The sequence below is a fragment of the Alteromonas gracilis genome, assembly GCF_043642145.1.
GTDB classification, from domain to species: domain Bacteria; phylum Pseudomonadota; class Gammaproteobacteria; order Enterobacterales; family Alteromonadaceae; genus Alteromonas; species Alteromonas gracilis_B.
Window position 1 is genome coordinate 544,198 of record NZ_JBHZRZ010000001.1, and the last position, 20,875, is coordinate 565,072.

The following is a 20,875-nucleotide window of genomic DNA, read 5'->3' on the forward strand; positions in this document are numbered from 1 at the left end:
TATGTCCGCAATTTAATTGCGTTATATGCTATCTTATTTATATTGCCGATGAAAAGTAGTAGCGCGGTATTCTACCTAATTTGCACCATTTTAGTACGAAATAAACATGGTTCCTGTAATAAAATTACAACATCAATATAATATAGTTTTCTGTGATAGTTGAGCTTATAGGTAGATAGATTTCAACGCGAATATAATCAGCACGTTGCGTTAATCTATTTTTGTTGCTTGAAAGTGGGCACAGTACTTGCCTAATCATCCATAAGTTGTCTTCGCTATTCTTCTTAATCACGGCTTAGCTTGTTTTTGTTGTCATTAGCTTTGGCTACAGACTTCACTTTTCACTTAGAGATACTTCAATGGACAATAGAGTAGAATCTAACAAAGCACTTAAAGCTCACCCAGTAGAGCCCAGTACCAATGGTGGTTTGGTTGTCAGAAACCAAAGTGGTTTTTCAACTATTTATAGGCTGATTGACCTTTCCTTGGTGACGATATTGTATTATTCGTCAGCAGCCTATTACGGTACACAAATTGATACTACCAGCTTAATTCTTTTATTTATCAATGTGATTTGCTTTCAGATTTCAGCTGAAGGCGTTGAATTATATCGGTCATGGCGAGGTCACAGAACGCCTGAAATGCTAAGAGCTGCAGCGATTACCTGGGCATTGAGTATCTTGGGTACAATGTCGATGGGTTATTTCTTTGTTCAAGAGATTAAGACACCTCCCCCTGCAATTTTATTGTGGTTTGCTTCGTCGTTCGTTGTGCTCATTCTGTGGCGCTTTATGATGCGAAAATTCCTCTTTCGTATACGTAAAAGCGGATTAAATACTCGTCGTTCGATTATTATTGGCGCAACCCATTTAGGTGCAAATGTCGCTCTTCAGATACAACAAAACGAACATTTAGGCATTCGCTTTAATGGCATTTATGATGACAGAGAGGCTGAACGACTTCCTCATGAAATGCAAGGAGCGGTGCTGGGTAACATAGAAGCCGCCATCGAAATGGCTAAACGAAACGAAGTTGATTACATTTATATTGCTCTTCCCATGAGTGCCGAAAATCGAATTCGTGCCATTCTTGAACAGTGTAGCGACACGACAGCTAACGTTTACGTTATTCCAAACTTCTTCATGTACAACTTGCTGAACGCGCGCTGGCAAACCGTGGGCAACGTTCAAGCGCTGAGCGTTTATGATACGCCGTTTCAAGGTGCAAGTGACGTTCTCAAGCGTTTAGAGGACGTTGTGCTGAGTAGTTTGATTTTAATGTTGATTTCAGTCCCAATGTTATTTATTGCCGCTGCGGTTAAGCTGACATCCAAAGGACCTGTGATATTCAAGCAAAAGCGTTACGGGCTAGATGGTAAGCAGATTACTGTTTATAAGTTTCGCTCTATGACTACTCAAGACAATGGGGCTGTTGTGAAACAAGCTACAAAGAATGACGCTCGTTTGACTAAGATCGGTGGTTTTTTGAGACGGACATCTCTTGATGAGCTCCCTCAATTTATTAATGTTCTACAAGGCCGCATGTCTATTGTAGGCCCCCGCCCTCATGCCGTAGCCCACAATGAAGAATATCGAAAAATTATTACCGGTTATATGCTACGACATAAAGTGAAGCCAGGTATTACTGGCTGGGCGCAGGTTAATGGTTTACGCGGTGAGACAGAAACAACTAACAAGATGGTTCAGCGCGTTGAGTACGACCTAGACTACATACACCGCTGGTCTATTTGGTTCGATATAAAAATAGTTTTCATGACCGTTTTCAACGGGTTTATTAACAAAAACGCTTATTAGTGAATTCTAAATAGAGAAAAGGACATCAGTATATGAAACCTGTTGTATTGGCGGGCGGCAGTGGTAGCCGCCTCTGGCCAAAGTCTCGCGCTGCTTTACCAAAACAATTCCTATCTTTAACATCAGACAGTACGATGCTCCAAGACACGATCACTCGTCTTAATGGCACCAACGCTGAGCCCCCGGTATTTATCTGTAACGATGCGCATCGTTTTTTAGTTGCTGAACAATTGCGGAAAAAGAATATTGCGCACGACGGAATTCTTTTAGAGCCAGTGGGCCGTAATACAGCGCCCGCTATTGCATTAGCAGCTCTACATGCTACTAAAGATGATGAAGACCCGGTATTACTCGTTCTTGCTGCAGACCATTCGATTAAAAATGAAACTGCTTTTCATGAAGCGATAATCAAAGCTGAAACGCTCGCTGAGCAAGGCAAACTGGTTACATTCGGCATTGTTCCAGACCAACCTCATACTGGCTATGGATATATTAAGGCTGGTGCGGCCCTGAACAACGGCTTTGAAGTAGCAGACTTTGTTGAAAAGCCTGAACTTGAGACAGCCAAGCAGTATGTTGAGTCGGGCGATTTCTTTTGGAACAGCGGCATGTTTATGTTCAAAGCAAGTCGTTACATTGAAGAGTTGCACACACACAACCCAGAAATGCTAGAAGTGTGTCGTCAGGCTATTGAAACAGAAGCCCCCGACCTAGATTTCATTCGAGTAGATAAAGACGTGTTTGCGACCTGCCCTGACGACTCTATCGACTACGCTGTAATGGAAAAGACAGATAGCGCGGCCATGGTTCCTCTTAATGCAGAATGGAGTGATGTTGGAAGCTGGACATCGTTATGGGAAACATCTGAAAAAGATAATAACGGTAACGTGTGTATTGGCGACACTATTTTAGAAAACACGAAAAATAGCTATATAAACGCCGAGCAGCGCCTTGTTTCTGTTATTGGCCTAGATGATGTTATTGTTGTCGAAACGAAAGATGCCGTGATGGTTGCTCACAAAGATGACGCACAAAGCATTAAAAACGTCGTAAATAAGCTCAAAGCTGAAAAGCGTCCAGAGTTTGAGTTTCATCGTGAAGTCTTTAGACCGTGGGGTAGCTACGACTCTATTGATAGCGGCGCTCGATTCCAAGTAAAACGCATTACGGTTAAACCTGGCGAAAAGTTGTCAGTTCAAATGCACCATCACCGTGCTGAACACTGGATAGTAGTATCAGGTAGTGCCAATGTCACCATTGATGACGATACCCAATTAGTGACTGAAAACGAATCAGTGTACATCCCTATTGGCGCAGTGCATGCCTTAGAAAACCCCGGTAAGATTCCGCTAGAGCTTATAGAGGTTCAATCTGGTGCGTACCTAGGTGAAGATGACATTGTAAGGTTTTCTGACCGCTACGGACGTGTAGAGAAGAAATAAAGCGCTTCTCGCTAATGTATAAATATGAGCAGGGCTTCGGCCCTGTTTTTTTGACTGTGAGTAACAGTAAGCGAAAGAGCACTATTCTGCCGCAGAAGCTATGCGGCTGACGATTTAAACCAGCGTAGAGTATTACTAAGGTAAGAAGCCAATTTATGGATGAGAGGCAAATATAGAACGAATGAAAGAGTTGTGTGGATGAAGAGTACTTTGCTTTAAAACCGCATAGTAGCCAGAAACGAAAAAAGGCGAGCATCCTGCTCGCCTTTTCCGAAAGAACTTAAACTTAATTAGTTAATAATTAAGCTAAAGCGCCTTTAGCCGCTTCGACTAGTGCGCTGAAAGCTGCTTTGTCATGTACTGCGATGTCGGCAAGGATCTTACGATCGATTTCAACAGACGCTTTCTTCAGACCGTTGATGAAACGGCTGTATGACATACCATTTTGACGTGCAGCAGCGTTGATACGTGCAATCCATAGTTGACGGAATTGACGCTTGCGCTGACGACGGTCACGGTAAGCATATTGACCAGCTTTAGTTACAGCTTGTACCGCTACGCGATAAACACGTGAACGTGCGCCGTAATAACCTTTTGCCTGCTTGAGGACTTTTTTGTGACGAGCACGTGCGATAGTGCCGCGTTTTACTCTAGCCATTAATCAGTCTCCTAAGTCTTATACGTAAGGCAACATGCGCTGAACCAATTTGGTATCAGAGTCATGAACCAGTTTTTTGCCACGAAGGTGACGTTTACGCTTAGAGCTCTTCTTAGTCAGAATGTGACGTAAGTGAGACTGTTTGCTTTTAAAGCGGCCAGAACCCGTTTTCTTAAAACGTTTGGCGGCACCGCTTACAGTTTTCATTTTAGGCATTGCTAAAACTCCGCATTGTTTAATATCGGTACGTTTGGTGTGCAGTCACCTAATACCGGTTAATGTTTAGCAGCAAGGTGTTTCAGGGTGCAGATTCCCGAAAACTTTAGACCGTTACTACTTCTTATTTGGGGCTAGCACCATGATCATCTGACGGCCTTCCACACGGCGTGGGAAAGACTCGCAAGTAGCGATATCTTCTAAATCGGTTTTAACGCGGTTTAGTAGATCGATACCGATGTCTTGGTGCGCCATTTCACGACCGCGGAAGCGAATCGTAACTTTGGCTTTATCACCACCTTCAAGAAAGCGACGCAGGTTGCGCAGTTTGACCTGGTAATCGCCTTCATCAGTGCCAGGGCGAAATTTAATCTCCTTGACCTGAATTTGCTTCTGTTTTTTCTTCTGCTCTTTTTGAGCTTTACTTTTTTCGAAGAGGAATTTGCCATAGTCCATAACTTTACAGACTGGCGGCTCGGCATTTGGACTGATTTCTACTAGATCTAGGCTCGCTTCTTCAGCGGCACGCGTAGCTTCTGCTAGCGAAACCACACCAACCTGTTCACCGTCTTTGCCAATTAGTCTTACTTCTCTGGCTTTAATCTCATCGTTAATGCGGGCTTTATCGCCCTGAGCCTTGTTATTAGCGCCTTTAATGTGCTATTCCTCCAAACATTTAATTCTTTTGTCTGCTTTTGGGACCGTTAACCATTTTGATTAACTTGAAATAAAACCAAAAGCAGACACCTTAATTGTGCATTATACACAATTTGCTCAACTACTTAATCGTCTTTTCAACAACTTCTTGCTGAGCCATGGCAATAAAGTCTTCCAGGCGCATTTTGCCTAGGTCGTCACCGCGACGAGATCGCACTGCTACTTCGCCCGCTTCCATTTCTTTATCGCCTACCACTAGCATATATGGGATACGCTTCAGTGTATGTTCGCGGATTTTAAAGCCGATTTTCTCATTTCGCAAGTCAGACTTTGCTCTAAACCCTAAATTTTGCAGTTTTTTCACACAATCTGACGCGTATTCAGCTTGTTTGTCAGTAATGTTCATTACTACAACTTGCTGAGGTGCCAACCAAAGTGGGAAGAAACCTGCAAATTCCTCGGTCAAAATGCCGATAAAGCGTTCTAAAGAACCCAAAATCGCACGGTGAATCATTACCGGCACTTTGCGTTCACCGTCTTCGGCAACATAAGTAGAACCTAAGCGGCCCGGCATTGAGAAATCTAGCTGAACGGTTCCGCACTGCCATGCACGGTCTAAACAGTCGTGCAGCGTAAATTCAATTTTCGGTCCGTAGAACGCGCCTTCTCCAGGCTGATAATCGAATTCGATGTCGTTCGCTTTTAGTGCTTCAGCAAGCGCAGCTTCTGATTTATCCCAAATCTCGTCAGCACCAACGCGCTTTTCAGGGCGAGTAGACAACTTAACTTTGATATCTTCAAAACCGAATGCAGCGTATGTCTCGTACACCATCTTAATACAGTCACTCACCTCTGCTAAGATCTGTTCTTCTGTACAGAAAATGTGAGCATCATCTTGGGTAAATCCACGTACACGCATTAAGCCGTGCAGTGCACCCGATGGTTCGTTGCGGTGACAGCAGCCAAACTCCGCCATTTTTAGCGGTAAGTCACGGTACGATTTCAAACCTTGATTAAAAATTTGCACGTGGCCTGGGCAGTTCATTGGTTTTACTGCATATTCACGCTTTTCAGATTCTGTGGTGAACATGTTGTCGGCATACTTATCCCAGTGACCCGACTTTTCCCAAAGCGTTCGGTCCATCATTAATGGGCCTTTTACTTCGTCGTAGCCGTATTCACGCAATTTTTTACGAACAAAGCTTTCAAGCTCTGTATAAATTGACCAGCCATCGTTATGCCAGAACACCATACCTGGTGCTTCTTCTTGCCAATGGAATAAGTTAAGCGCTTTACCAATTTTACGGTGGTCGCGCTTTTCTGCTTCTTCTAAGCGCTGTAAGTAAGACTTAAGCTGCTTTTTATCTGCCCACGCTGTGCCATAAATGCGCTGAAGCATTTTGTTGTCGCTGTCGCCACGCCAGTAAGCCCCTGCCACTTTCATTAATTTAAAGTGATGACAGAATTTCATATTCGGTACGTGCGGACCGCGACACATGTCAATGTATTCTTCATGGTGATAAAGCGCTGGGTTATCTTCCTTGCTGATATTCTCATCAAGGATTTCCATTTTGTAGCTTTCGCCGCGTGCTTCAAATGCATCGCGAGCTTCTTGCCAGCTCACTTTCTTTTTAACCACATCGTAATTGGTTTTAGCCAATTCAAGCATACGCTTTTCTAGCTTGGCTAAATCTTCCTGGGCTAGGCTTTCTTCCATATCAACATCGTAGTAAAAACCGTTGTCGATAACTGGGCCGATAGCCATTTTGGTGTTTGGCCATAACTGTTTAATAGCGTGACCTAACAAGTGCGCGCAACTGTGACGAAGAATCTCTAAACCTTCATCGTCTTTTGCAGTAATAATTTGAAGTTGTGCGTCCGCGTCAATCATATCAACGGCGTCAACTAACTCACCGTTTACTTTTCCTGCAATGGTTGCTTTGGCTAAACCAGGGCCAATATCGTTTGCAACATCTAATACAGAAACAGCGTTATCGAAAGCGCGTTGGCTTCCATCAGGAAGGGTAATTACAGGCATTCTAATTCCTTTACAGTGGTGACGCCTACTCTGCGCCACATGCATATTTTAAAAAATTTAATCGTGCTCTTTGGCACTCGAAGTTTGCTTATTAACTTAACGAAAGTAGTGACATATCGACTACCCAAGCACTCCACTTCTTTTACATAGCAGTGGGGCTTAACTCAAAGCAAGTGGTGGATTATAACCAGTGTATGGTCAACTTCAATATTCAAAACTCTTTCTTGGCCACGATCGTGAAATTTATGTGTTCTAAAGAATGTTTTTGCTCATGAAAATATGCAATTGTTCATTTTTATCCCATACTTTAGACTAAGGCAAAATATCTATATGGGCTAATGCTTTGTTGCGCACAGACCTCCATGGAGGTTAAACAATTAACTCGTACGCCTTTTCAAAGTCTTGATTGAAATTAACAAACCAAGCAGAGCGTGTAATATGTGGCACTTTATCAGCGAGCATATTTCAGATGAAACCCAGCAGTTTTTTAGCTGCCAAAAAGCCGAACGCGTGAGTGGCGGAGATACACACGAAAGTTACATTATCAAAGACACCACCCACCGATACTTTGTTAAAACTCGCCAATACGATGAAACTCAGCAACTGTCGCATGAAGCAGAGGGGCTGACGGAAATCGCCAACACCCAAACTATATTAACGCCGCGGGTAATTTGTCACGGCATCACCACCAATGAAACACCGAATATGGAGTACCTTGTGCTTTCGCACATTCGATTCATTGAACCTAGCGCTGAGGACTATTTCACATTAGGGCAACAGCTAGCTGCACTTCATGCTGTTAATGCGTTTACTAGCTACGGGTGGCCACACGACAACTATATTGGTGCTAATGTTCAAACCAATGGGCGAATGGCTTCATGGGCAGACTTTTTTGCTGAGAAACGCATTGGCAGTATGCTTGAGCGTTTAGCGTCAAACGGGCTTTGGAAAAGCGAAAATGGTGATATCGATGACATTGTGACGCGAATTAGACACCTTCTTAGCTTGCATCAACCCCACCCTTCATTATTGCACGGTGACTTATGGGCGGGTAACGCCGGCTTTAGCAAAAAAGGCCCTATTTTATTTGATCCCGCTGTTTATGTTGGCGACGGTGAGTCCGACTTGGCCATGGCTGAACTGTTTGGCGGCTTCCCCAATTCTTTTTTTGAAGGTTACCATCAACACAGCCCAATCGAAAAAAACTACAGTTTAAGAAAACCAATATACCAGCTTTACCATATTTTAAATCACGGGTTATTATTTGGCGCGCATTACATCGCACAAGCAGAACAAATTTTAGACGATATCTACAGGCACTAAAAATAATCAGGGATCCTTTTGCGGCTGCGCACTGAAAAGTATCACAGAATATTGAATGGGGAGCCCCTATGCTTTTTAAAAAGAAACTGTAGATATGTAATAAAAGATTTAAAATAGAGAGCAGCATTTATCATGACAAATTCAAGCCCTGTGGCACTGATAACCGGGGCGGCTAAACGGATTGGTGCCGCAATGGTTCGCCAACTTCACGGTGAGGGCTATCGCGTTATCATTCACTATGAGCATTCAAAAAATGACGCACTAGCGCTAGCTGAAACACTGAATATTCAACGCACAAATTCAGCTGCGTGTATCCAAGCAAACCTTTGTGACCCGCAAGAAGCAAGAAATCTCGGCGAACGTGCACTATGTCTGTGGGGGCGGCTTGATGTTTTAGTCAATAATGCATCAAGTTTTTATCCAACACCTGTAGGTGACATTTCAGAAGACGACTGGACATCGTTGGTCGGCAGCAATGTAAAGGGGCCTTTGTTCTTATCTCAAGCTCTTACCCCCGCGCTAACACAGAGCCAAGGTTGCATTATCAATATGGTCGACATGCACATAGACCGCCCGCTTTTAAAGCACAGTGTATACTTACTTGCTAAATCTGGCCTAGCTTCGTTAACTCAGTCTTTAGCGGTAGAGTTAGCACCGCATGTTCGCGTGAACGGCATCGCACCTGGTGCAATATTGTGGCCAGAGCGTTCTATGGATAATCAGGAAAAAGATAAGCTTGTATCCAGTATCCCATTAGGCAAGTTGGGCAATCCGAATGATATAGCAACAACCCTCTCTTTTTTGATATCTGCCCCCTATATCACAGGGCAAATCATTTATGTTGATGGCGGTCGCAGTCTATACACGGGTGCGTCGGCATGACTTTTTCGCAGCTAAACCAAGCCTGTCAATATACTATCCTAAGCATTAGCCTATTTGTTTTGGCTGGCTGTTTTGGCGGCGATACTGTTAAGAAAAGTATCAAGGACTACGCAGAGCGGCTCTCTAGAGTACTTGATACTTCTCTACCCGACACCTTTGATGATCATCTTGTAACGCCTCTTCCCAGATTGACAGACTCAGCCACACTTAAACACAATATCGAGGGAATTAGTATAAATCTGCGTGAGTTCTATGCGTTGCAGGATTGCGAACTTGGCACGGTAGTCGCCCAACGCAATACGTCGCTAGGTAAAAGTCAGCTCCCCTCTCAAAGATTAGTCCATGAAAGTAAGCTGCTTAGTGTTCTTAAAAACTGCGAAGCCAGATTAAAAGAAAAAAAAGAGGTAAATCAAAGTGAAACTGCGCTCGCCGCCACCATAGCCTCATGGCAGGAACAGAAAGCACGAGATTACACAAAAACATGGGCAAACCTTATTCAAAGTAGCCAAGAGGTACGCTTGGCGTTAAACACACCAGAGCGATTGTTTTCTGTTGAAAATAATAAAGACGCACTCTCAAGTGTAAACGCACTTTTTTACCTCAATAGTCTAAATGAGGGAAAGCTGGAGGATAGTGATACGAACATTGACTCTCCTATAGATAGCAGTGAACTGGAACAGCAGCTTCAAATTATTCGCTCAGCGCGTTTGCCCGCTACGCTTTGGCATACTCAACAAATATTAGCGAACAGCCTTTCGCAGCTAACTCAAATGTTAAACACCGAGCTTGACGCGGTAAGCTGTCCTCAGGGCAGAGCAAGCGACAAAGCAAAAATACTTCGCAACGTCTTTTATCTTTTTTTTATTGAAGAAATTCAACCTGTAGGCAGTTTAGTGAACCAATACCACTATAAACTAGCACCACTTTGGGAAGCGTGGCTTGCTGAGCCCTCATTGCACAATGACTTTAAACGCTATATTAAGCAACAAACGCAAGACGGTTTTACACAGTACAGTAACGCCATGCAAGAACATGTGAATTTATGGCAAGGGTTCCTTGGCAGATGCAACCTGTCACCTGTCGCCCCCGTTTCATAAATACTGAAAGGGTGTGCTTCTCAGTGTGCTGCCTAAAGAATATTCTCGCCGGCTTCAGGATCTCTTGATCTACGTGCTTGCTCTCTTATTTCCTTGGCTTCAGAAGACACGTCATCATCAATCGGCGCGCCTTTCATAGTTTTTTTATCAGTTGTCGCACTTGCTTCGCGCGGCTGATTTTTTACAGCGTGGCTATCGGCATCACGTTGTAGATTCTTATTGAAAGACTTAGAACGGTCATCATCCATTGAATCCAAGCCTTTATTTTCATTCGTACTCGCTTCACGCGATAGAGCATTGACGTTTTGTTCTATTGACGACGGGCCCACTTCTTTTAAGGTTTCTGGCTCGTCAGTTATGGCATTATCGCTTGCATTTTGAACAAGCAAACCTTGGGGAAAAATACGCTCTCTTGCGTCATCTGGCATGCTAATGTTGGCGTCTAAAAATGCCTGAGTGATGTTGCGCATCAAAACCGACGCCATCTTAAGCACACTCGTTGTCTCTACATCCACCCAAAAATAAACTTTAACGTTATAGGTAGACGCACCTAACTCATCAATAAGGATTTGTGGTTCTGGGTCTTTCAGTACCTTCTCTTGTTGCGCTGTAATTCGCTGAGCGATTTGCTGCGCTTCTTGGATATCTGAGTCATAGCCAACCCCTATTACAAAATGCCCTCTCATAAGCGGGTTGGCAGTTAAATTTTTGATTACGCCTTTATAAATAGTGGCATTGGGAATTTGAATATGGTTGCCATCGAAGTCAACCAGCGTGGTTGCCCGCGCGGTCACCTTCTGGATGATGCCAGTGAAGTCGTTTACTTGAACAATGTCGCCTATTCTAAACGGCCGTTGAATGGTTAGTAATAAACTTGAAATGAAGTTTTCTGCAATGTCTCGAAATGCGAAGCCAAGAATAAGCCCAACCACACCGGTTCCACTTACCACTGCAATAGCAAACCCCGTTAGTCCTGCTAAAAACAGAAAAAGATAAATACCGAGTAAAATGAGCACTAGACCAACGCTTCGCTGAATCACCGAGCGCAGTAAAGGCGAGGTAGTTGTACGTGTAAAAGGCTTAACCAGTATTTTCGCGGCATGTGGCGCAACAAGGATAAAAGCCGCCATAATGACGATACCAAGTGCAAGCCCAGGCAAACGGTAAAGAAAAGCCTCCCACAGCTCGCTTAACAGCGACTGTGCGCTGGATAGACTGGTAATGGCTTCACTTGCATCGCCGTCTTGCAGAATCAACGGGGCACTAAAAGCTCTGTAGGCAGAGTGCTTTTCAAACACCGTGTAACTGGCTAAAACGTGCGTTAAAACAGTAAACAACGCATTAAACATAACCTACTTCCTTGGTTTGGGATTTATGGTGCCATGTTTTAGTTACACAACAAACACAACATTGAAAAAAGAGTGTTATCTGAAATTTAATTCAGTAATTTACGATGCAATAACCAAATAAGATCCTAAGCCAATGGTGAAGAGGTAACTTCCCCATATCGCGTGTTCAATCACCACCACAGGTGTTGAACTTGTTTGCATGTATCGATAGCCAAAAATAGCACCGCCAATCCAAGAAATAACGACAGCTACCCAATTTCCGTAAACCAAATGTGCTAACCCGAACAAAAATGTACTCAACGCCCACCTTGCATGTTTAGACGGTAAAATACGCTTGTAACGATGGAAGAAATAAGTGCGAAAAATAATTTCTTGTGGGATCACCGACACCACTGGATAGAGGAGCAAAGTGGCCACCCACATCCATGGCTCGTTCATAGGCCAATGCAGGAATAGTTCAGGTTTTACTAAATAAACCACTAATGCAAGCAGACTAGCCCATGGCAAGAATAGTTTAAGAGTACTTTTTAAATGTGTTCGATAGTCGTCCCAACGCCATAATTTAATTGGTTTAAATTGCTTATCAGCTAACAACATTGCTAAGCAGCAAAGCCCCATTACACCTAAAATCGGCATCAGATAATTTGCAAAATGCTTAATCCAATAAAGAACAACAAGGGGAAGCGTTATGAACAATAAGATCAATTCAGACCAAAGCTTTACCACACCGCACCTCTGAGTTTTAGCCTTGTTGCGCTGCCCCTTTGCGATGAGCTGAGGAAATCGAACCAACAAGATAGTTACCAACCAATGACACTTTTGTGAATATTTACCCTTCACTTGTATGAAAGTGTAGTGCCAAATTGTAAGAGTTGGGCAGGTGAATAAATGCGACTTTAGCCCTAAAGACTATCGGCAACCTTGTAAGCCTCTCTATTTCTTGAAATTTTACATTGCGCGTTCAAGGTTAGAATTTCTAAAAGTAATAAATCAGGCTCGCTCCAAGCGCCTTTTTAATTGTTTGGCGTTTCTAACTATGCCTACAAATAACTTGGCAATGTCGCCAAATACAGGTAGTGATTGTATATCGCACAAAAGTCGTGAAATAATTGCATAAGATAGACAAGGCGATACTAATGACAAAAAACAGCCCTAACGACGTTCTACAGCAAATAGAAAAACACTATGCCTCTTTATCTCCCTCGGGCAAGTCGATTGCGCATTATATTCAGCAAAACCCGATAGCGGTGCTTAGCCAGTCAACCTCATTAATTGCTGAAAAATCTGGCACATCGAAAGCAACCGTAAGTCGGTTCTTTCGTCAGTTAGGGTTTGACTCGCACCAACAAGCAAAAGCAGCGCTTGTTCAACTGCGTGAGCAAGGTGTTCCTGTTGTCAGCCCCTCCAGTGGTGTTCTTCAACACGAAAGTGACAGTAAAAACCTAGCAAACACGTTTGAAGGTACGTCGTCTGAAGCCCTTGCGGAAATAGCGAAGCAGCTCGCCTTCGCCAGCCAAGTTACTTTGATAGGGTTTCGTAACGCCTACCCTATTGCGCTTCATTTCAGGCAACAGCTTAAGCAAATTCGCACTTCGGTACGCGTGCTCCCCCAACCAGGGCAAACGCTGAGCGAAGACATTATTGACCTTACCGAAAATGATGTAGTTGTCTTGTTTGGGTTTCGTCGCAGAACACGTCAATTCAAGTTTGTACTAAACAGCATTAAACATTGTAAAACTGTGCTAATTACAGATCCTACCGGACAAGGTTATCGCAATGATGTCGACCATTTGCTCATAACCCACATTGGAAGCGACTCGCCTTTTGACAGTTATGCAGCGCCTATGAGTCTTGTTGCATCTCTTTGCAACCTTACCTACGACGCTCTAGGAAGTAAGGCTGCTGATCGCGTAGATGCAATCACCGATGTATATATCCAGATGGACGAATTAGAAAGCCCGAAGCGTTAGCACTTCCAATAGAACACTTTTTGCGCAATACTATATTAAATCCACAAGCAGAGATTTTAGATTTTACAAGTGCAAAGGAAACTATCGCACTTTAAAACGGGTATAAGTAACAGCAAAAGAGTTCATTCAATGCTTGAGTTGTTGCCGCACAGGTATGTATAGACTTACCCGATAATTTAATTTCACTTCTGTAAGCGTGTTGTTGGAGTCTATATGGATAAAACGCAGGTAGTCATGGAAGAAGCTAACGGTGTGCTAGACTTTTGGTTTGGAGAATTAACGCCTGACCAATGGTTTAAGGAAGATTCAGCACTAGATAAAACGATTACTACGCGATTCGCAAAATTGCGTGCTGCGGCTGCCAAAGGCGAGTTATGGCCTTGGCGCGCTACGGCTATGGGTCGCCTTGCAGAAATAATCCTTCTCGACCAGTTTTCACGAAATATTTACCGCAACCACGCCGATGCCTATAGCACCGATAATATTGCTTTAATATTGGCGCAAGAAGCAGTAAGTGTTGAAGCAGACAAAGTACTCACACCACAGCAATGCGCATTCCTTTACATGCCATTTATGCACAGCGAATCATTGGCTATTCACGATGTGGCAGTCGAACTATTCTCTCAAGAGGGGCTTGAGCGTGAATATGAGTTCGAGAAACGTCACCAGCAGGTGATTGAAAGGTTTGGACGCTACCCTCACCGCAACCATGTGTTAGGGCGCGAATCTACACCAGAAGAATCTGCTTTTTTAAAAAGAAATCCACAAGGGTTCTAGTGTAAGCCTGTAATTTAAAATTCGGCTGACGCTCAAAAAAAACCGTTCATGCTTGGAAGGCTTCCTCTCGACAGCTGATTTTTCCAAATCTTCGCAGCACAGTAATCTATTTTTGCTTGTCTCCAACATGGTAACAATTGTTTCTCTTGACTTTAAACTGAAACAGTTGTTTCATTAATGTAAGACGGACAATAAATAAAAATAAGTAGCACGCTGTGAGCTCTCCTTTCGTATTGAAGCCTTGTGATGCCAGATTTACACAGGCAGTTGAAAACTTAAAAGCAACAATTACTAGTGATAGCAAAGCGCATTCGTCTTTAAACCAGACAAAGGCCTCTCTTCGTGGATTGGAGCTAGCGGTAAAAGATTTGTTTCACATTAAAGGGTTGCCAACTGCAGCGGGAAACCCAGATTGGCTTGCAACGCACGCGTTACCTGAAACAACTAATTGCTGCGTTCAAAGCATGCTTAACTCGGGCGCTATTTTTAAAGGCAAGACGGTTACCGACGAGCTCGCGTACAGTTTGCATGGGCAAAACAAGCACTATGAAGATTTGATAAACCCAATTGCCCCCGAGCGTATACCCGGTGGTTCATCTTCAGGGTCCGCTGTAGCGGTGAGTTCACACCTTGCTGACATAGGTTTGGGCACTGATACCGGAGGCTCTATACGTGTTCCAGCAAGCTACCAAGGGTTGTGGGGGCTTCGAACCACACATGGCGTGGTAGCGTGCGACAACATGGTCGCGCTCGCTCCCTCATTTGATACCGTTGGCTGGTTGACGCGGGATTTAGACACATTGCAGCGGGTCGCAGAGGTTTGTATACCCAGTTCTACGCAAAAAGAATTTGCTAAAAAACCTCGGTTAGGATTTGCAGAACATTTGTTCAATCAAACAGCGCATGGCTCTCTATGCGGTTCATGGCTAAAAAAGCTTGCTCACAAGAATGACTGTATTGCCTTTTCAAAGGCGAGGTTAGACTTGAATGCGCTGAAAACCGCAGCCACATTTCGCACCTTGCAAGGCGCCGAAATATGGCAACAACACGGCGAATGGATTGAAGAAACTCAACCCGATATCGCTTCAGATATCATGTTGCGTCTGGACTGGTGTAAAACTATAACAACACACGATATACAACAGGCCAAAGCGCAACAAACAGTGGTGGTTAACCAACTAAAAACATTGTTTGAAGAAGTAGAAGTATTGGTGATCCCCACAACACCCGGAATTGCACCTCTATGCAACGCCGATGAAACGACACTGGCAAATGATAGAAACGCCTTACTTGCGCTTACAGCAATAGCTGGCCTTGCAGGGCTACCTCAACTGCATTTGCCATTGTTCACCCTACACAACGCCCCGTGTGGATTATCGCTGGTGGGCAAAAAAGGCAACGATCTTGCACTTCTCGCGTTAGCGAAGGCACTAACCACTCGCTAAGGGTGTAAAGCGCACGTTGGTGAGCTTTTACATTTATCTAGAAAGTGGAAGGAAGACGCTGCGCTCTTATGATCACTAATCTATGGCGCTGTTGCTGAATTTTTGAAGGAATTAAAAATGAGTGAAAAACCAAACATTGCGTTTACTGCCCCCCACTTTGCGGCATCACAAGTGGGCTTAAACATATTGGAAAAAGGCGGCACCGCAATTGAAGCCATGGTAGCCGCTGCAGCGTCAATTGCAGTTGAATACCCGCACATGAATGGTATGGGCGGTGATGGATTCTGGCTAATAAGCGAACCAGGCAAGAAACCAATTGGCATTGACGCATCTGGCGTGGCAGCAAAAGGCGCAACACCGGCATTTTATGCAGGCAGCGAAACTATTCCCAGCCGAGGTGGCAAATCTGCCTTAACCATGGCTGGCGCTGTAGCTGGCTGGCAAGCCGCGCTAGAGATAAGCAATGAATGGCAAAACCCAATGCCGCTTAGCACATTATTTGACACTGCGATAAGTCAAGCTAACTGGGGTATTGAAGTAACGCAAAGTTTGGTTGATGCCAGTAACAAAACCTTTGATGAGCTGAGTGTTGATGAGAACTTCCATCAATTCCTTATCAAAGGGAAAGCGCTTAAAAAAGGAAAAATTCTTAAGTTAGCCAAACTTTCCGAAACCTTGAAGCACCTTGCAGAGAAAGGGCTCGACGATTTTTATAACGGTGAACTGGCTTCAAAGTTAGCTGAAGACTTAGAAGCGGCTGGCTCCCCTATTCGGCTTGAAGATTTTAACAATTACACAGCAACTATTGTTGAGCCTTTATCGGTGTCCACCAGCAAAGGTAAGCTGTACAACCTGCCTGCACCAACACAAGGCGTAGCGTCGCTGATAATCTTGGCGCTGTATGACAAAGTACAGCATTTAGGAAATACCGATGCTGACATGGTGCATTTACTTATCGAATGCACCAAACAAGCCTTCATTGCGCGTAACGCGAATGTGACAGACCCATCTCGAACACCAGTTGATTTGCAAAGCTTATTAAGTGACGACGCACTAAATGAGATGGTTAAGAACATTTCTTTGGAAAAAGCGCTGCCATGGCCTCATGAAGCGAAGCACGGCGACACCATTTGGATGGGCTGCTGTGATTCCGAGGGCAGAATGGTGAGCTACATACAGTCGCTTTACTGGGAGTTTGGCTCTGGTGTTGTGAGCCCTCAAACCGGCATCGTATGGAATAATCGGGGCACCTCTTTCTCACTAGACTCAAACAGCAATCAGTTTTTAGCTCCGGGGTTGAAGCCTTTCCATACTCTTAACCCGGCGTTTGCTGAACTTGTTGACGGTCGTCGCATGAGCTACGGCACTATGGGTGGAGAAGGACAACCTCAAACCCAAGCAGCACTCTTTGCCCGCCATATTTATCATGGTCAACCTGTTGCAAAAGCTATCTCGCTGGGCCGATGGCTGCTGGGCAGAACTTGGGGTGATCAAAGTCACAATTTAAAAGCAGAACGAGATTTAGTTGAATACGTGGGCGACAGCTTATTAGGGCGCGGCCACGACATGGTCACCGTTGACCCTTGCAACGAACTTATGGGCCATGCTGGCGCGATTATTCGCGATACAGACGGAACGGTAAGTGGCGCTAGCGACCCAAGAAGTGATGGGAAAGCCTATCTGGGCCACCGCTAGGCCAATGAAACAAACTTGGCACATTAATTTTTGTGACCAGAAATTTAATAATCGGTTTTAACCACCGGTTTAATGAGCTAAGCCACAAAAGCGTCGTTGCTTTCAGATTGCGACAGCCCTCAAAGGCACTGCGCTGAAATAGTTGGCATAAACAAACGTTGAAGAGATCCATATCAAATGCAGTTTTTAATAGACAACCTTACGGTTATTTTGTCGCTTGTAGGTACTGGCGTGTTTGCAGGCTTACTTGCAGGCATGCTGGGCGTTGGCGGCGGTATAGTTATTGTACCAGTACTATTTTTTTTGTTTCAGGCCCTTGGAGTGTCGCCTGAAAGTGCAATGGTTATTGCCACCGCCACATCACTTGCCACTATCGTCCCAACCTCTGTGAGCTCTATTCGCGCGCACCACAGTAAAGGCAATGTTGACTTTGCATTATTAAAAGCGTGGGCAGTATTTATATTAATAGGCGTACTAGTGGGGAGCTATGCAGTAACCGTAGTCAACCCAACATTCTTAACCTTGCTATTCGGTGTTATTGCCACTTTGTCTGCTATCAATATGCTTATTGGTAAAAAAGACGCATTATTCAATAGCCTTCCCGGACAGGCAGGTCAGTCGATTATGGCAACCTGCATAGGGTTGTTTAGCTCAATGGTAGGAATTGGCGGCGGAACACTTACCGTCCCTATCCTTACATTTTGCAACTACCCTGCCCATAAGGCGGTTGGCACCGCTGCTGCTGTAGGATTAATTATTTCTCTTCCCGCTGCCCTTACTTTGCTATTTGTTGGCACTACACCTGCTGACGCCCCTTTCGCTACCTACGGCTACGTAAACTTGCTTGGTTTTGCATGCATCGTTCCGCTTACGGTGTTGTTTGCACCCATTGGCGCCGCTATTGCCAATAAGCTAGACGCAGGATTACTTAAGAAAATCTTCGCCGTTGTTCTTACCATTACTGGCTTGCGCATGTTAGCGCAAGTACTTATCTAGGAGTGCTTCTATGTCCAGCGGAATGTCTAACAGAACTTGCGCACCACTTTCTCCGCCACCGCGATTGTTAATGGGCCCTGGCCCAATTAACTGTTACCCCCGCGTATTGAGCGCCATGTCTACGCAACTAGTGGGGCAATATGACCCCGTGATGACTGGCTATATGAATGAGGTTATGCAGCTTTATCGCGATGTATTTAATACTCAAAACCAGCAAACGTTTTTAGTTGACGGTACGTCTCGGGCTGGCATTGAAGCCGTTTTAGTATCGGCAATAGAGCCAGGAGACAAAGTGCTAGTCCCCATTTTCGGTCGCTTCGGTCATTTGCTTGCTGAAATTGCAGAGCGCGCTGATGCTGAGGTTCACACCATTGAAGTACCTTGGGGAGAAGTGTTCTCACCAGCGCAAATTGAAGCGGCAGTGAAAGAAATTAAACCTAAATTACTTGCTATTGTGCAAGGTGATACGTCTACCACCATGCTGCAACCCCTTGAAGAAATTGGTGAAATCTGTGAAGCACACAATGTTTTATTCTATTGCGATGCTACCGCGTCAGTGGGCGGAAACCCTTTAGATGTTGACGCGTGGAAATTAGACGCAGTTTCCGTTGGTCTGCAAAAATGTTTGGGCGGCCCGTCAGGCAGCGCCCCTATTACGCTAAGCGATAAGTTTGTCAAAGTGGTACGCACGCGCCATCACGTTGAAGCAGGTATCCGCGATGCGCACCACGAAGCCGCGCGAGGCCCTAAAATTCGCTCTAACTATTTCGATTTACCCATGATCATGGATTATTGGGGTGAAGAGCGTTTAAACCACCATACGGAAGCGGCCAGTATGCTTTATTGCGCGCGCGAATGTGCACGCTTGCATTTAGAAGAGGGACAACAAAACGTTATCGCACGTCATAAGGTGGCGGGCGACGCCATGCTTGCGGGCATTCAAGCCATGGGGCTTCAACCCTTTGGCGATCTTAAGCACAAAATGTATAACGTTGTAGGTGTTCACATCCCTGATGGCGTTCACGGCGAAGAAGTACGTGAAACCTTACTTCTTCGCTTTAATATTGAAATTGGCACCAGCTTTGGCCCACTGAAAGGGAAAATATGGCGCATTGGAACAATGGGCTACAATGCGAGAGAAGATGCTGTGCTTCATACACTTCAGTCGCTAGAAACTGTACTTCGCATGCAAGGTTTTGCATTACCTTGGGGCAAAGGGGTAGATGCTGCTCTCGCTGTATATACCGATGCCAAAGCGGCGGGAGTCGCAAATGCATGAATTCGCTGAATTAGCGACTCAAGTAATGGCTAGGTGCGAGACGCTAGGCACCTTAAGCCAAGACCCGAACTGTCTAGACAGGCGCTATTTAACAGAACAACACAAGCTTGCTAATCAATTAGCCTCAGGCTGGATGATAGAGGCTGGCATGACCACCTGGCAAGACGCGGTAGGCAACATTTGGGGCCGCTATACTTCAAGCGTGCCAAATGCGCCGCGACTAATTTTAGGTAGCCATTTAGATACCGTACCTAACGGCGGCAAATACGATGGAATGCTAGGCGTTGTTGCCGCTATTTCATTGGTGGCAATGTTTGACGGCACACAAACCAAATTTCCCTTCCACATTGATATTATAGGCTTTTGTGACGAAGAAGGGACCCGCTTTGGTACTACACTACTAGGAAGCCGCGCGCTTACGGGCAAGTGGCAAGAGCAATGGCGCCATTTGAAAGATGAAAATGGTGTGAGCCTAGAACAAGCCATGGCGAACTTTGGCCTGAATTTCGATGCGGTTATTAGTGCCGCCATTTCACGTACTGATATTCTAGGCTATTTAGAATTGCACATCGAGCAGGGCCCAGTATTAGAGCAAGAAAATTTGCCAGTAGGTGTTGTTAGCGCAATTGCTGGCGCAAAACGTTTCAATTTCGTACTTGAGGGAATGGCTGGTCACGCTGGTACGGTACCCATGTCTATGCGACGTGACGCGCTATGTGCAAGTGCAGAAATGCTATTAGCAGTGGAAAGTATAAGCCTACAACGTCCTGGCGTTGTAGCAACGGTAGGCAAAATTGAAAACGCTCCCAACGGGGTAAATGTGATTTCTGGTCGCACACGATTTTCGTTAGATATCAGAAGCGAAGATGACAGCTTGCGTGATTCGGTTTTGGCAGAAATATTGCAGAAATTTGATGAGATCGCGCAAACAAGGCACATATCGTTAAACCGTGAACAAACCCATAGCGCACCCGCGGTACATTGCGACACACAGCTTAAAAACGCGTTAATTCGCGGTGTTGAAGAAAGCGGTATCACACCGCGGGTATTAGCCTCGGGCGCGGGGCACGATGCTATGGCAATTGCAGATATTTGCCCTGTTGCCATGTTATTTACTCGCTGTAAAGGCGGTATAAGCCATCATCCTGCTGAATCGGTCACTCACGATGATGTATCAGCAAGCTTGTCAGTACTATACAAAACAATTTGTAAACTCAAACACGCGTAGAACTCAAAA

18 protein-coding genes are annotated in these 20,875 nt (G+C 44.7%); 12 read left to right on the forward strand and 6 right to left on the reverse strand.

Annotation, left to right across the window (positions count from 1 at the left end):
• Positions 1-359 precede the first annotated feature (359 nt).
• Complete coding sequence (locus ACHUFN_RS02310) at positions 360-1,814, forward strand: undecaprenyl-phosphate glucose phosphotransferase (RefSeq protein ID WP_394220703.1); 1,455 nt, start codon at positions 360-362, stop codon at positions 1,812-1,814.
• A gap of 32 nt (positions 1,815-1,846) precedes the next feature.
• A complete protein-coding gene (locus ACHUFN_RS02315) occupies positions 1,847-3,256 on the forward strand; it encodes a mannose-1-phosphate guanylyltransferase/mannose-6-phosphate isomerase (RefSeq protein WP_394220704.1) in 1,410 nt (469 codons plus the stop codon).
• 301 nt (positions 3,257-3,557) lie between these two features.
• On the opposite strand, the gene rplT is transcribed toward ACHUFN_RS02315, so the two are convergent.
• The 4 genes from rplT to thrS all read right to left on the reverse strand — a co-directional run bounded on the left by rplT (position 3,558) and on the right by thrS (position 6,825).
• Entirely contained in the window at positions 3,558-3,914 is a 357-nt protein-coding gene (gene rplT / locus ACHUFN_RS02320; protein WP_012518092.1) for a 50S ribosomal protein L20, read from the reverse strand.
• A gap of 18 nt (positions 3,915-3,932) precedes the next feature.
• The gene (gene rpmI / locus ACHUFN_RS02325) at positions 3,933-4,130 is read right to left on the reverse strand and encodes a 50S ribosomal protein L35 (RefSeq protein ID WP_012518091.1); all 198 of its coding nucleotides are present in this window, start codon (positions 4,128-4,130) and stop codon (positions 3,933-3,935) included.
• 117 nt (positions 4,131-4,247) lie between these two features.
• The gene (gene infC / locus ACHUFN_RS02330; RefSeq protein WP_394221034.1) at positions 4,248-4,787 is read right to left on the reverse strand and encodes a translation initiation factor IF-3; all 540 of its coding nucleotides are present in this window, start codon (positions 4,785-4,787) and stop codon (positions 4,248-4,250) included.
• A gap of 121 nt (positions 4,788-4,908) precedes the next feature.
• Complete coding sequence (thrS, locus tag ACHUFN_RS02335) at positions 4,909-6,825, reverse strand: threonine--tRNA ligase (RefSeq protein WP_394220705.1); 1,917 nt, start codon at positions 6,823-6,825, stop codon at positions 4,909-4,911.
• Between the two features lie 438 nt (positions 6,826-7,263).
• Here thrS and ACHUFN_RS02340 point away from each other — a divergent pair, with 438 nt between their 5' ends.
• From ACHUFN_RS02340 to ACHUFN_RS02350, 3 genes are all read left to right on the forward strand, one after another.
• The gene (locus ACHUFN_RS02340) at positions 7,264-8,148 is read left to right on the forward strand and encodes a fructosamine kinase family protein (protein ID WP_394220706.1); all 885 of its coding nucleotides are present in this window, start codon (positions 7,264-7,266) and stop codon (positions 8,146-8,148) included.
• A 132-nt stretch (positions 8,149-8,280) separates the two neighbouring features.
• Positions 8,281-9,030, forward strand: a complete 750-nt coding sequence (locus ACHUFN_RS02345; RefSeq protein ID WP_394220707.1) for a pteridine reductase — start codon at positions 8,281-8,283, stop codon at positions 9,028-9,030.
• Positions 9,027-10,127: a DUF3080 family protein gene (locus ACHUFN_RS02350; protein WP_394220708.1), complete on the forward strand. Its 1,101-nt coding sequence runs from the start codon at positions 9,027-9,029 to the stop codon at positions 10,125-10,127. Before ACHUFN_RS02345 ends, ACHUFN_RS02350 begins: the two co-directional genes overlap by 4 nt.
• A gap of 32 nt (positions 10,128-10,159) precedes the next feature.
• Here ACHUFN_RS02350 and ACHUFN_RS02355 read toward each other — a convergent pair whose 3' ends face one another.
• Positions 10,160-11,476, reverse strand: coding sequence for a mechanosensitive ion channel family protein (locus ACHUFN_RS02355; protein ID WP_394220709.1), 1,317 nt, complete (start codon positions 11,474-11,476; stop codon positions 10,160-10,162).
• Positions 11,477-11,575: 99 nt separating this feature from the next.
• Complete coding sequence (locus tag ACHUFN_RS02360) at positions 11,576-12,202, reverse strand: CPBP family intramembrane glutamic endopeptidase (protein WP_394220710.1); 627 nt, start codon at positions 12,200-12,202, stop codon at positions 11,576-11,578.
• Positions 12,203-12,612: 410 nt separating this feature from the next.
• Between ACHUFN_RS02360 and ACHUFN_RS02365 the strand changes: the two genes are divergently transcribed.
• The 7 genes from ACHUFN_RS02365 (at position 12,613) to ACHUFN_RS02395 (ending at position 20,866) form a co-directional block, all read left to right on the forward strand.
• Positions 12,613-13,446, forward strand: coding sequence for a MurR/RpiR family transcriptional regulator (locus ACHUFN_RS02365; protein WP_394220711.1), 834 nt, complete (start codon positions 12,613-12,615; stop codon positions 13,444-13,446).
• Between the two features lie 213 nt (positions 13,447-13,659).
• A complete protein-coding gene (locus tag ACHUFN_RS02370; RefSeq protein ID WP_394220712.1) occupies positions 13,660-14,223 on the forward strand; it encodes a DUF924 family protein in 564 nt (187 codons plus the stop codon).
• 215 nt (positions 14,224-14,438) lie between these two features.
• Positions 14,439-15,668: an amidase gene (locus ACHUFN_RS02375; RefSeq protein ID WP_394220713.1), complete on the forward strand. Its 1,230-nt coding sequence runs from the start codon at positions 14,439-14,441 to the stop codon at positions 15,666-15,668.
• A gap of 117 nt (positions 15,669-15,785) precedes the next feature.
• Positions 15,786-17,363, forward strand: a complete 1,578-nt coding sequence (locus ACHUFN_RS02380; protein ID WP_394220714.1) for a gamma-glutamyltransferase family protein — start codon at positions 15,786-15,788, stop codon at positions 17,361-17,363.
• 177 nt (positions 17,364-17,540) lie between these two features.
• Positions 17,541-18,359, forward strand: a complete 819-nt coding sequence (locus tag ACHUFN_RS02385) for a sulfite exporter TauE/SafE family protein (protein ID WP_394220715.1) — start codon at positions 17,541-17,543, stop codon at positions 18,357-18,359.
• A 10-nt stretch (positions 18,360-18,369) separates the two neighbouring features.
• Complete coding sequence (locus ACHUFN_RS02390; protein WP_394220716.1) at positions 18,370-19,638, forward strand: pyridoxal-phosphate-dependent aminotransferase family protein; 1,269 nt, start codon at positions 18,370-18,372, stop codon at positions 19,636-19,638.
• Positions 19,631-20,866, forward strand: coding sequence for an allantoate amidohydrolase (locus tag ACHUFN_RS02395; protein WP_394220717.1), 1,236 nt, complete (start codon positions 19,631-19,633; stop codon positions 20,864-20,866). The genes ACHUFN_RS02390 and ACHUFN_RS02395 overlap by 8 nt, the downstream gene beginning before the upstream one ends.
• Positions 20,867-20,875: the final 9 nt, after the last annotated feature.